Annotated in this window: 10 protein-coding genes; 8 read left to right on the forward strand and 2 right to left on the reverse strand. The window is 72.5% G+C overall.

The genetic code is table 11. The annotated features are described in order from the left end of the window. Window positions 1-404 precede the first annotated feature (404 nt). The 5 genes from MRBLMI1_RS13610 (at window position 405) to MRBLMI1_RS13630 (ending at window position 7,411) form a co-directional block, all read left to right on the forward strand. Window positions 405-809 (forward strand): phage holin family protein, encoded by a 405-nt coding sequence (locus MRBLMI1_RS13610; RefSeq protein ID WP_367733767.1) that lies wholly within the window; start codon window positions 405-407, stop codon window positions 807-809. A gap of 34 nt (window positions 810-843) precedes the next feature. Then, window positions 844-1,350, forward strand: a complete 507-nt coding sequence (locus tag MRBLMI1_RS13615; protein WP_367733768.1) for a low molecular weight protein-tyrosine-phosphatase — start codon at window positions 844-846, stop codon at window positions 1,348-1,350. Window positions 1,351-1,378: 28 nt separating this feature from the next. Beyond that, window positions 1,379-2,758, forward strand: a complete 1,380-nt coding sequence (gene purB / locus MRBLMI1_RS13620; RefSeq protein ID WP_367733770.1) for an adenylosuccinate lyase — start codon at window positions 1,379-1,381, stop codon at window positions 2,756-2,758. A 399-nt stretch (window positions 2,759-3,157) separates the two neighbouring features. Beyond that, entirely contained in the window at window positions 3,158-6,256 is a 3,099-nt protein-coding gene (locus MRBLMI1_RS13625; RefSeq protein WP_367733771.1) for a glycoside hydrolase family 43 protein, read from the forward strand. Window positions 6,257-6,370: 114 nt separating this feature from the next. Then, window positions 6,371-7,411, forward strand: coding sequence for a zinc-dependent alcohol dehydrogenase family protein (locus MRBLMI1_RS13630; protein WP_367733772.1), 1,041 nt, complete (start codon window positions 6,371-6,373; stop codon window positions 7,409-7,411). A 124-nt stretch (window positions 7,412-7,535) separates the two neighbouring features. Here MRBLMI1_RS13630 and MRBLMI1_RS13635 read toward each other — a convergent pair whose 3' ends face one another. Further along, window positions 7,536-7,889 carry an amino acid transporter gene (locus MRBLMI1_RS13635; RefSeq protein ID WP_367733773.1) on the reverse strand — a complete coding sequence of 118 codons (354 nt, stop codon included), beginning with the start codon at window positions 7,887-7,889 and terminating at the stop codon, window positions 7,536-7,538. Next, window positions 7,886-8,518: an acyl-CoA synthetase gene (locus MRBLMI1_RS13640; protein WP_367733774.1), complete on the reverse strand. Its 633-nt coding sequence runs from the start codon at window positions 8,516-8,518 to the stop codon at window positions 7,886-7,888. The genes MRBLMI1_RS13635 and MRBLMI1_RS13640 overlap by 4 nt, the downstream gene beginning before the upstream one ends. A gap of 283 nt (window positions 8,519-8,801) precedes the next feature. Here MRBLMI1_RS13640 and MRBLMI1_RS13645 point away from each other — a divergent pair, with 283 nt between their 5' ends. The 3 genes from MRBLMI1_RS13645 (at window position 8,802) to MRBLMI1_RS13655 (ending at window position 12,739) form a co-directional block, all read left to right on the forward strand. Next, window positions 8,802-10,868 (forward strand): helix-turn-helix transcriptional regulator, encoded by a 2,067-nt coding sequence (locus MRBLMI1_RS13645; RefSeq protein ID WP_367733775.1) that lies wholly within the window; start codon window positions 8,802-8,804, stop codon window positions 10,866-10,868. Window positions 10,869-11,078: 210 nt separating this feature from the next. Continuing rightward, window positions 11,079-12,155 (forward strand): alkene reductase, encoded by a 1,077-nt coding sequence (locus MRBLMI1_RS13650; RefSeq protein WP_367733776.1) that lies wholly within the window; start codon window positions 11,079-11,081, stop codon window positions 12,153-12,155. A gap of 98 nt (window positions 12,156-12,253) precedes the next feature. Further along, on the forward strand, window positions 12,254-12,739 hold the full coding sequence (locus tag MRBLMI1_RS13655) for a hypothetical protein (protein ID WP_367733777.1): 486 nt from the start codon (window positions 12,254-12,256) through the stop codon (window positions 12,737-12,739). The last annotated feature ends 267 nt before the right edge of the window (window positions 12,740-13,006 follow it).

Below are 13,006 nucleotides of genomic sequence, written 5' to 3' on the forward strand. Positions count from 1 at the left end.
GCGTCAGACCCGTCGCGGCAGGGGCGGTGGCGGGGCGGGGCGGGGCGCGGCGGGGCGGGGTGCGGTCGCGGCGGGCGGGGCCGTGAATGTGGCCCCGGGACCACACCCGGCGCCCCGGGGCCACACCGGACGCCCGCACTACGACGGACGCCAGGGCCGGATCGGGAGCCCGCGTTCGTGGATGTGGCCCCGGGGCCACACCCGGCGCCCCGGGGCCACACCGGACGCCCCGCACTACCGCGGACTACGACGGACGCCAGGGCCGGATCGGGAGCCCGCGCCCGTGAATGTGGCCCTGGGGCCACACCCGGCGCCCCGGGGCCACACCGGCCGCCCGCACCGGCGCCCGCGACCCGCCCGGCAACCCCCTGCCGGCCGGCCGCCCCCGTGGCACGATGGGCGCCATGCGCTTCCTCGTCCGCGTCGCCGTGAACGCCTTCGCCATCTGGATCGTGACGCTGCTGCCCGCACTGCAGGTGCAGCTCATCCCCTTCGCGCCCGGCGAGGGGCTGCAGGTCGCGCTCACGCTTCTCGTCGTCGGCGCGATCTTCGCAATCGTGAACGCGATCGTCGGCACCGTGGTGAGGATCGTCGCCATCCCGCTCTACATCCTGACCCTCGGGCTCATCTCGCTCGTCATCAACGGGTTCCTGCTGTGGCTCACGGCGGCGATCACGTCGGGCCTGCCCTGGGGGCTACGCACCGGCGAGTTCTGGCTGACCGTCGTCGCGGCGCTGCTCATCGGCGTCATCAACTGGGTGATGGGGGTCGCCCTGCGGCCGCGGCAGCGGGCGACCGAACGCGGGTAGTGCACGGACCGCGCTTCCCCGCCATGATGGAGGGATGACCGCGAGTGCCGACGCGCCCTTCCGCGTCGTCTTCGTCTGCAGCGGCAACATCTGCCGCTCGCCGATGGCCGACGTGGTGTTCCGCCGCTTCGCGCACACCGCCGGCCTCGGCGCCCGGATCGCCTCCTCCTCGGCGGGCACCGGCGACTGGCACGTCGGCGAGCGCGCCGACCACCGCACCGTCGCCGCGCTCGAACGCCTCGGCTACGACGGCACCGCTCACCGCGCACGTCAGTTCCGGTACGCCGACTTCGACCGCAACGACCTCGTGGTCGCGCTCGACCGCAGCCACGAGCGCGTGCTCCGCGGGTGGGCACGCAACGACGATGACAGCGACAAGATCGCGTTGCTGCAGTCCTTCGTCCCGGATGCCACGACCCTCGACGTCCCGGACCCCTACTACGCCGGCCCCCAGATGTTCGACGAGGTGCTCGGTATGATCGAACGCGCCAGCGGGGCCCTCTTCCGGCAGCTCGAGCCCGCCATCCGTTCCGCGGGCTGACCCCTTTCGCGCGATCCTCGGGAGACCCGTGTCCTCTCTGCCTCCGCAGCCCCTCAGCCCCCTCGACGGACGGTACTTCGGCACCGTGTCCGAGCTCGGCGACTACCTGTCGGAGGCGGGCCTGAACCGCGCCCGCGTCGAGGTGGAGGTCGAGTGGCTCCTGGCCCTGACCGACCGCTCGCTCTTCGGCACGCAGCCGGTCGCGGATGCCGACCGCGCGAAGCTCCGTGCGCTGTACGAGGACTTCGGCGCCGACGAGATCGCGTGGCTGAAGGAGAAGGAGGCGGTCACGCGTCACGACGTCAAGGCCGTCGAGTACCTGGTGCGCGACCGCCTCGACAGCCTGGGCCTGTCCGGACTGGCCGAGCTGACCCACTTCGCGTGCACGAGCGAGGACATCAACTCGACCGCCTACGCGCTGACCGTGCAGCGCGCCGTCGAGCGCGTGTGGCTGCCGAAGCTCCGCGCCGTCACCGCCGCCCTCGCCGAGCTCGCCGTCGCGCACCGCGACGCGGCCATGCTCTCCCGCACGCACGGGCAGCCGGCCACCCCGACCACGATGGGCAAGGAGATCGGCGTCTTCGCCTGGCGCCTGCAGCGTGTCATCGCGCAGCTCGAGGGCGGCGAGTACCTTGCGAAGTTCTCCGGCGCGACCGGCACCTGGTCCGCGCACGTCTCGGCCGAGCCCGACGTCGACTGGCCCGCGCTGACGCGCGCCTTCATCGAGTCGCTCGGCCTGGGCTTCAATCCGGTCACCACGCAGATCGAGTCCCACGACTGGCAGGTCGAGCTGTACGACCGCGCGCGTCACGCCGGTGGCATCCTGCACAACCTCGCCACCGACGTGTGGACGTACATCTCGCTCGGATACTTCACCCAGATCCCGGTGGCGGGCGCGACCGGGTCGTCGACGATGCCGCACAAGATCAACCCGATCCGATTCGAGAACGCCGAGGCCAACCTCGAGATCTCGGGCGGGCTGTTCGCCACGCTCGCCTCGACGCTGGTCACGAGCCGCCTGCAGCGCGATCTCACCGACTCCACGACGCAGCGCAACATCGGCGTCGCGTTCGGGCACTCGCTGCTCGCGCTCGACAACCTGCAGCGGGGCCTGACCGAGATCTCCCTCGCCGAGGACGTGCTGCTCGCGGACCTCGACGTGAACTGGGAGGTGCTCGCCGAGGCGATCCAGACGGTGGTCCGCGCCGAGATCGCCGCGGGGCGGTCGCAGATCAGCGACCCGTACGCCCTCCTCAAGGACCTCACCCGCGGCCGTCGCGTGGGCGCGGCCGAGCTCGCCGAGTTCGTGCGCGGACTGGACATCGGCGACGCCGCGAAGGAGCGCCTCCTCGCGCTCACGCCCGCGGGTTACGCCGGTCTGGCGTCGTCGGTCGTCGACGCGCTCTGAGCAGCGCCCTCTGACCTACGACGCGATCTGACCCGCGCCTTCCAACCTGCGGCGCGCTCTAACCCGCGCCCGCTGACCTGCGGCGAGCGCTGGCCCGCGGCGCCCTGTCCCGCTGGGCCGGGCCCGCACTCGCGCTCGCGAGGCCCGATGGCATCCAATAAACGCTCTCCGCCGGTGGAAACGTCATGACACGGCGTTTCCACCGGCGGGGAGCGTTTACTGCCGACACCTCGCACGGACTCGGGATGCCGCGGGTGCCATGTTCGCGCGAACATTCGCCCTAGACGCGGGCAGCACCCGGCCGTACAGTGTTGACGTCAACATCCCCCGACCGCGATCCGCCGCCCCCGGACGGACAACGTCGCGCCGCACCGTCGCGGCGCAGAACGGAACGACGCGATGACGCCTCGACCGCACACCCCGCGACCGCGCACCCCGCGCGAGCACACACCGCGCGAGCACGCCCCGCTCGAACAGGCCCCGCGCGAGCACACACGGCTCGAGCACACCTCGCGACCGCGCACCCCGCGCGAGCACGCCCCGCTCGAGCACACACCGCGCGAGCACGCCCCGCGCGAGCACACCCCGCGCGAGCACGCCCCGCTCGAGCGGGCCCCGCGCGAACAGACCCCGCAAGAGCGCACCCCGCGACCGGGGAGCGCGCGACCGTTCCTCCGACGCCTCTGCCGGACGGCGCTCGTCGCCGCCCTCGTCGCCGCCCTGGCCACGCCCGTGGCCGCCGTCGCGGCCGCCGGCGTCCCGACCGATCCGAACGACGGCGTGCCGCGGACGGACGTGCCAATGACGTACGACCGGTTCCCGGCCGTCACCGACCCGGGGCGCGGGGCGTCCGGGTACTTCGAGCCGAAGTGGTTCGACACCGACGGCCGGCACATCCAGGCGCACGGCGGGCAGGTCGTGACGACGGAGGAGGACGGCCGGACCGTCTACTACTGGTACGGCGAGGACCGCACGAACGGGTACTGGAACAGCCCCGGCGTCGGGGTCTACCGGTCGACGGATGCCAAGAACTGGACCAACCTCGGCACGGCGCTGCGCAGCGTCTCCACCCGCGACGAGCTGCTGACGCCGTACTTCGACGACCTCTACGACACCGTCGACGAGAACGGCCGGCCGCGCACGGAGAAGGTCGACGCCCTCGCGTACCACCTGAACTCGACGCAGAACTCGGACTACACGGCGATCTTCGAGCGCCCGAAAGTGCTCTACAACGCCGCCACGGACCAGTGGGTGATGTGGTGGCACGCGGACGGGCGCATCGAGCCCGGCGGCAGCACGTACGCCCGGTCCATGGCCGCCGTCGCCGTGTCCGACTCCCCCGCCGGACCCTTCCGGATGACAGGCGCGTTCCGCATGCCGAACCGTTCCGACTACCAGGCCTGCACGCCGTACGCGGTGCCGGGTCAGGCGCGCGACATGACCGTGTTCCAGGACGACGACGGTACGGCGTACATCTCCTACTCCTCGGAGGAGAACTACACGCTCTACATCGCCGAGCTCGACGAGACGTACACGAACGTCACCCACACGACCGACCGGGACACCCTGGACGTGAACCAGTACTCGGAGGACGGTCGCTACCCGTACGTCTTCGCCGACGGGACGCCGGAGGCGCCCGTGCGCGGCGAGGACTTCCAGATCGTCAAGGAGTGCGGCCACCTCGAGGCCCCCGCGATCTTCGAGCGCGACGGCACGTACAGCGTCGTGACCTCCGGCGCGACCGGATGGGCGCCGAACCCGCAGACGTACTACACCGCCTCGGACCTGATGGGCACGTGGATCCGCGGCGTCGAGCCGGGCGACGCCCACGAGACCACGTCCTACAACGGCATCCCGGACGGCGGTGACGGCCTGCTGTCGGTCGGCGACGTCCGCCGCTCCACCTTCGGCTCGCAGACCACGAACGTGCTCGAGCTGGAGCCGGGCAAGTTCGTCTACATGGGCGACCGCTGGAACGACGGCGCCAGCGACTCCACCTACGTCTGGCTCCCGCTCACCGTGGGTGAGAACGGCCGGCTCGAGATGCACAACCCGGCGACGGAGGACCCTGAGCGCTACGCCCACGGATGGGACGCGTCGTACTGGGACGACAAGGGCTTCGGCCACGGCACGTGGAAGGTCGTCGACGACCGCCTGCCCGACGACGTCCGACGCGGCTCGTCCCCCGCGCTGCCGACCCGCGTGACCGTCGACGTCGACGGGCGCCGATCCGAGGTGGCCGTCACCTGGTCGGCGCTCGACACCAGCCGCCTCGGCACGCGCACGCTCACCGGGTCCCTCGCCGCCGACGCGGACTTCACCGTCGGCCGGACCTTCACGCGCACGGTGGACGTGACCGAGCCGGGCATCGTCCAGATCGCGCCGGAGGCCGAGGTCACGGCATCCCATCGCAACGATCTCGCCCGCACCGTCGTCGACGGCAGCACCGGCAAGGGCTGGGACGACTGGTCCGGCAGCGGGTATCCGCGCGACAGCTGGCTGTCGTTCGAGTGGGACACCGCGCGCGCCCTGGACTCGGTCGTCGTCGACACCTACAAGGACGGCGCCACCGCCACGTGGCCCTCGCGCATCGAGGTGCAGTACCGCGACGCGAACGGGGCGTGGGCGACCTCGTCCGCGGCCGTCACCCTGGCTCAGGATGCCGCCGCGCCCGCGCCCGTGGTCGCGATCGACGTCCGCGCGGTCCCGGCGACCACGGCCCTCCGCCTTCGTCTGACGACGCAGACGAACACGTGGCAGTCGATCGCCGAGGTCGCGATCTGGGGACAGGGCGGGACGCCGAACGTCTGCCGGGCCGCCGACGCGGAGGTCACGGCGTCCGTGTGGCAGACGCGGTACGAGACGATGACGCCCGACCGTGCGTGCGACGGTCGCCGCGGCACCGCGTGGTCGACCTGGAGCGACACCGCCCTGAAGGACTCCGCGACGTTCACTCTGACCACCGATCAGCCGCACGGCATCGGCGGCGTCGAGTTCACGAACATCGAGGGCACCGTCACCGGGGTCACCGCCGAGTACCGCACCACGGACGGCCGATGGACGACCGTCACGCCGATCGGCGCGGCGCCCTCCGTCGTCACGGGGAAGAAGACGGTCCTGCGCTTCGCGCCGGTCCACGCCACCGGGCTGCGCCTCACGTTCGCGACGCCGGGGTCGTACCTGAAGATCCCTGAGATCGTCGTCCCGGAGGTGGAGGTCGCGCCGCGCGTCACCGCGGCGGCATCCCCTCGGTGCGTCGCGGGGCGCGTGACCCTGGTGACCACGGCGCGCAACGACGAGACGACACCGATCGCCCTCACGGTGAGGACCGCCTGGGGCAGCCGGACGTTCGCCACGGTGGAGCCGGGGAAGACCGTGTCGGTCGCGACGACCACGCGCGCCGCGTCGATCGCCGCGGGCACCGTCGACGTCACGGCGAGCGCGGGTGAGGCGCAGGGCACGCAGACCGTCCCGTTCGCCGCGAAGTCCTGCGGCTGAGCACAGCCGACCTCGCGAGAAACGGCCCCTGCCCCGAGAAACGCCCGCACCCGGCGTTCCTCGGGGCAGGTCGCGTTTCTCGGGCGGGCGCCCCGGCGCGAGAGGATGGATGCCATGCGCGCCATGATCATGGACACCCTCGCCGCCCCGTTGGCCGTTCGCGATGTCGCGGCGCCCACGGCCGTCCCGGGCGGCGTCGTCGTCGAGGTGCGCGCGACGGGACTGTGCCGGAGCGACTGGCACGCGTGGGCCGGGCACGACGACGTCGCACTGCCGCATGTGCCCGGGCATGAGCTGGCGGGGGTCATCGTCGAGGTCGGGGCGGGGGTGCTCGGCTGGCACATCGGCGACCGCGTCACCGTCCCGTTCGTGAACGGGTGCGGCGCGTGCGAATGGTGCCGCAGCGGCGACGCGCAGGTCTGCCCGAACCAGGAGCAGCCCGGCTTCACGCAGTGGGGGTCGTTCGCGGAGCTCGTCTCGCTCCCCGCCGCCGACACGAACCTCGTCGCGATCCCCGACGACGTGTCGTTCGAGGCCGCGGCCGCCCTGGGATGCCGGTTCGCGACGGCGTTCCGCGCGCTCACCGGACGGGCGCGGCTGCAGGCCGGGGAATGGGTGACCATCGTCGGCGCCGGCGGCGTGGGCCTCAGCGCCGTCATGATCGCCCGCGCGCTCGGCGCTCGCGTCATCGCCGTCGACCGCACGCCGGCCGCTCTCGACGCGGCGGCCCGGCTCGGCGCGGAGCACACGATCGTCGCGGACGGACGCGACATCGCCGCCGCCGTGCACGAGGTGACCGACGGCGGCAGCCACGTCGCCGTGGATGCCGTGGGGAGCGCGCAGACCGCCCGCGACGCGGTCCTGAGCCTGCGGCGGCGGGGCCGCCACGTGCAGGTCGGCCTCCTCCCCACCGCCGACGGGATGAGCGCCATGCCGATGGCGCGGGTCATCGCGTGGGAGCTGGACCTGCTCGGCAGCCACGGCATGGCCGCGGTCGACTATCCCGAGATGCTCGCGCTCATCGCCAGCGGCGCCCTGCGCCCGCAGGACCTCATCGAGCGCGTCGTCGGGCTGACGGATGCCGCCGGCCTGCTGCCCGGGATGGACACCGCCTCCCCCGTGGGCATGACGATGATCGACCCGCAGCGGGCCTGACCGGCGAAACCCTGCGACCGGGCCTGAGCCGCGGGAACCCCGCGACGGGCCTGAGCGGCCGGAACCCCCGAGACGGAACCCGCGACGCGCGGACGCTCTGCCGTCGGCAGAGGTGCGGTCGGGCTCAGGACCCCGCGGGGGGTGCCGGGCCGCGGTCGTCGTTCGTCGACGGGGACGCCGTCGGGGCGGCATCCGGGTCCTTCTTCGGGAGGAGCAGCGGACGGTCGACCTGCTTGGTGACCTGGGCGGGGTCGACCGCGAGCAGCATGAGGGCGACGCTGACGAGAACGACGATGAAGGTGACGCCGGCGACGATCAGGCCGATGATCAGCGCGCGCTGCACCTGCTCGGCCGGGCGCGACTGGAAGAACCCCATCGACACGAGGGTGACGCCCCCGGCGAAGAGGGCCGCGACGAAGGCGAGTCCGAGCAGCTGGACGGGCTTCATCAGGTCGCGGCGGGTGGGCTTGTCGGTCATGACGCAGGCTCCTCGACGGATGCGACCGGGACGGTGTCGGGGCGACGCGGCGACAGACCCGCGATGGCGAGGAAGACCGCGACGATGGCGGCGTACCCGCCGAACAGTCCGACGGCGATCGTGATCCCGGTCAGGGTGAACGATCGTCCCGCGTCCTCGATGAAGTACTCGAGGGCGTAGCCCGAGTTGGTGAAGAGCAGGGCCACGGCGAGGAGCACCGTCAGCGCGCCAACGACGAGGCCGTCGCGCGCGGCGCCGTCGACCCGTCCGGCCCGGCGGGCGAGGAGGGCGGCGGTCGCCTCGATGACGCCGCTCACGAGGGCCCACGCGATGACCACGACGAAGAAGAAGACGGTGCCGCGTCCCGCGGAGGCGACCAGTCCGGCGAGCACCGTGACCACCGCGAGCAGGACCACCGGGGCGCGCCGGCCCTTCGGGAAGGCCAGCCAGGCGCCGAGGGCGAACACGAGTCCGGTCGCGATGGCGAACCCGCTGAAGACGGACAGTCCGACCGGTGCGGAGTGGTCGGTCGAGAACGTCACCATCACGGCGGCGACGGCCGCGAAGAGCGCGCGCGCGAGCTGCAGATGGCGCACGTCGAACGCGCGCGCGGGTGAAGGAGAGGTCACGGGTGATCCTGAGGGAGCGAGGACGATGGCATCCAGTCTATTCCTCGGTTCCCGGCAGACCTCCGTGCCCCCTGTGGATGCCTCGGCGGTGGACCTTCGGGCCGCGCGACGTCGCGGTGGACATGTCCGATTGTTTACGTCGACCGGCAGCAGAAGGCTGCGCGAATTCGTCAATTGCGGCATTCTGATTGTGGGAGCGGAAGACAAATGGGGGATCAGATGATTTACGACCAGCGCCATCGCAGACCGTCCGAGGACGAACGGCTCGGCGAAAGCGCGTTCCATGCGGCAGCGTGATCCGGACGAGACTGCGCAGTCCTTCACCGACCGGCACCCCTGGATCGACGGGCGACTCGTCGACCGTGCCGTGTCCCGCGTGCTGGCGGGCGAGTCCATCGTCTTCAGCGGACCCGCGGGATCGGGGGCCCCGCTCTACGTCTTCGCGGTAGAGGCGCAGGTCAAGGCGCAGCGGCCGGACGTCTGGCGCACGGCGCAGTGGTTCCCGGATGCCGCCTCGCTGTCGACCGACGCCCGGATGAGCCTCCTCGAGACCATCCGGCGGGGCGCCACGCCCGTCGTCCTCGGGCTGTCGTCCCTACCCCGGACGGATGCCGCAGCGCCCATCGGACGTTTCGCGATGGCCCTCTCCCGGGCCTGGCTGGACGGGAGCGCGCACCGCATCGACGTCGGTCGCCTGTCGGACGACGCCCTCATCCGGCTCATGCGCGAGATCGGGTCGGCGGACCGCCTGCCGCTGGTCAGCCGCGCCCGCGTCGTCGCGTGGAGCAACGGCGTCCGCGTCCTGGCGCAGCAGCTGCACGCCGCCGCGGTCGCCGCCGGCCCGGACGCCGAGGCGCAGAGGCGCGCGATGGCGCGGCCGCATCTGGGGTCGGCGTTGTTCGACGCGTACTCCTCCCTGCTGCTGCCGCTCAGCGAGCACGACCAGCGCATGCTCGCCCACCTGATCGAGAACGGTGAGGGCACGCCCGCGGCCGAGGTGGTCGGCAGCGAGATGGCGATGCGTCTCGAGGCGGCGCGCGTCCTCTCGGCTCCGGATGCCGACGGCATGAGCCACATCCCCGAACCGCTCGTGCGCGTCGCGGTCACCATGCGCACGCTGGGCGGGCGCTCGGAGCAGGTGCAGGACGCCGCCTCCGCGCGGGACACGGGCGAGCCCATCACCGTCCCGACGGGGGCGCCGCGCCGTCCGGAGGTCGCCGCGATCTTCGAGCGGGTCCTGAACATGGACTTCGTCGGCGCCAACGACGGCGCCCGGCGCATCCTCCTCCTGCCGTCCGCCGCGCCGCGCGACCGGTACCTCGCCGCCGTCGCCGCGGGACTCTCGACGGCATACGCGGGGTCGTGGACCGAGAGCGCGCTCCTCTTCGAGCGCGCGGACACGCTGGCGGACGTCTTCCCGCACGACATCCACGGGTGGGACGAACTGCTCGGGCTCTGGCTCGAGGCGTACGCCCGCACGTTGTCGGGCGCCCCCCTCGACGGGGTCTGCACCCGGCTCACCCGCCGCGCGGTCGCAGCCGTGAACGAGGAGGACGACGGCTCGCTGCTGCTGGCGAGCGCGCTCAGCGCCTGCCTGCACGCGATGTCGGGAAACGCGGGCGCGGCCGAGCTGGAGCTCGCCGTGGTCTCGGCGAACGCCGCGGGCCTCGACGAGCACGAGTGGATCCTGCCGATGGTGCGGATCGCCGTCGCGACCTGCTTCGCGGTGAAGGGCGAGGTGGCGCGCGCCGAGGAGCTGCTGCAGATCTCGCGCGCCGCCGCCGAGAAGGTGCCGCTGGTCCGCTGGTACCTGTCGGTCGCCGACTCCGCCCTCGAGTACGCGCGCGGGTCCTCCGGCGAGACGCCGACGAGCGAGACCGCGGACCTGCTGCTGCGGACCGGGCGGGGCGGCCTGCTGCTGGAGCTGCACGCGCTGTTCCACTTCGTCACGGCTGTGCGCACCGCGGGGCCCGACCACGTCGCACGCCTGCGCCAGCTCAGCACCCTCGTCGACGCGCCGGTGTCGACCATCGTGCGCCGCTGGTCGGGCACCGGCCACGCGCGGGGCGACGGCGACCAGTCGCCGTTCCTGCTGTGGTCGGCGGGCCACTGGGCCGGGGCGACGAGCGCGGAACGCGTCGCGGGCGGCGTCGAGCTGCTCAGCGATCGCGAGCGCGAGGTGGCCGCCCTCATCGCCGAGGGCCTGTCGAACCGGCGGATCGCCGAACGGCTGTTCCTCTCGGTGCGCACGGTCGAGTCGCACGTCTACGTCGCCCGGCAGAAGGTCGGCGCCGCGACGCGGAAGGACCTCGGCGCGATGGTCGCCGCCCGGACGGCCGCCGCGAGCTGACGCGCGGCGGCGCCGCCGCGCGGCGGGTCTTCTCACCTCGCGAGATCATACGTTCGGTGTGCTTTCGACGGCGGCGGCCGCCGGCGCGGGGCGGACCGACAGACCGGCGCGCGTCAAGCGGGCCCGCCCCACGGAACGGGCCGGGTGGAATAGGGCCTCGGCGCCTTCCGTTGGAGGGCGTGTCCCCCACCCCCGCTCGGAAGGATCCCCGTGAGCCTGTTCAGCCCCACCACCGTCGGCGACGTCGACGTCCGCAACCGCGTCTCCCTCGCCCCGATGACCCGCCTCCGCTCCGGCGCCGACGGCGTCCCCGGTCCCCTCGTGGCGAAGTACTACGCACAGCGCGCGGGCATCGGCCTCCTCGTCACCGAGGGCGTGTACCCCAGCGCGGAGTCCCGCGGCTACGCGGGTCAGCCCGGCATCGTGACCGAGGCGCAGGCCGCCGGCTGGGCGAAGGTCGCGGACGCCGTCCACGCCGAGGGCGGCACGATCTTCATGCAGCTCATGAACAGCGGACGCGTGTCGCACACCGACATCACCGGCACCGACCGCATCGTCGCCCCGTCCGCGATCGCGATCGAGGGCGAGGCGCACCTGGCCGACGGCTCGAAGGTCCCCTTCCCCGTCCCGCACGCCCTCGAGACGTCGGAGCTGGCGACCGTCCGCGACGAGTTCGTCGCCGCCGCACGTCGGGCCGTGGATGCCGGGATCGACGGGGTCGAGCTGCACTCCGCCAACGGCTACCTCCTCCACGAGTTCCTCTCCCCCGCGTCGAACCAGCGCACGGACGAGTACGGCGGATCGCCCGAGGCCCGCGCGCGTTTCGTCATCGAGGTGGCACAGGCCGTCGTCGCCGAGATCGGGGCCGGACGTGTCGGCATCCGGATCTCCCCCGCCCACAACATCCAGGACGTGTGGGAGAAGGACGAGGCGGAAACCCGCGCGACCTACGAGGCGCTCATCGCCGGGCTCGCCCCGCTCGGTCTGGCCTACCTCAGCGTGCTGCACGCCGACCCGGCCGGTGACCTCATCCAGGACCTCCGCCGCGCCTTCGGCGGGACCTTCATCGTCAACTCGGGCTTCTCGAACGTGACCACGCGCGAGGAGGCCGTCTCGGCCGTGGACGGCGACATCGCCGACCTCGTCGCCGTCGGACGCCCCGCGATCGCGAACCCCGACCTCGTCGCCCGCTGGCAGAACGGGGCCGACGAGAACCAGGTCGACCAGGCCACGGTCTACGGCGGCGGCGAGCACGGCTACACGGACTACCCGTTCCTCCAGAACTGAGTCACCCGCGGGGCCCGGGTCGATCGAGTCCGGGCCCCGCAGCGTTTCACGGCGGAGGGATGCCACGGGGGCGCTGTCGCCGATGGAATGATTCGTCCATGGCATCCGCGGGACCCGACGACTCGCGCCTCAGCGCGGAGCAGGAGGCCGCACTGTCGACGCTCATCGCACACGCCGAAGGCGTCGCGGGTGACACCGCGGTGGTGCGTCGCCGTTCCCTGACCGGCCTGGCTGTCGACGTCATCGACGTCGCGCCGCACAACCCGCGGGCCGCCCATGTGGCGATCACCGCCGAGCAGTGGCTCATCGTCAGCGTGGGACGCGGCCGCTGGGAACTCGACTACTCCGACACCGACATCGCGCTGGCGAAGAGGCTGATGGATGCCGCTGTCTTCGGCCACGTGCGAGAAGCGCACGGGGAGCGGTGGAGTCGCACCACGGTCACGTTCGGCGACGGGACGAGGGAGGGCTCGGACGTCCGCACCGGGTTGTTCCCCTTCCTCCGCTGCCGACGGCGCTTCGGCATGTTCCGCGGACCCCGGGTGAGGTACGAGCCCTTCGCGGAGCCCTTCCCCCGTCCGTGACCGGCCCCTCCCCCTCCAGCGCTGACTTGCCCCATATGTACGCGCAGGGCCGGGTTTCGCGTACATCTGCGCCACCTCACGGCACTGCGGACCTGAGCCCCGCGCTTACGGCCCAACGTCGACGCTGACTTGCCCCATATGTACGCGCAGCATGGGGTTCTGCGTACATCTGCGCCACCTCACGGCACTGCCGACCTGAGCCCCGCGCTCACGACCCAACGTCGACGCTGACTTGCCCCATATGTACGCCAAGGGCGGGATTTCGCG

The sequence above is a fragment of the Microbacterium sp. LMI1-1-1.1 genome (genome assembly GCF_040815675.1).
Taxonomy (GTDB): Bacteria; Actinomycetota; Actinomycetes; order Actinomycetales; family Microbacteriaceae; genus Microbacterium.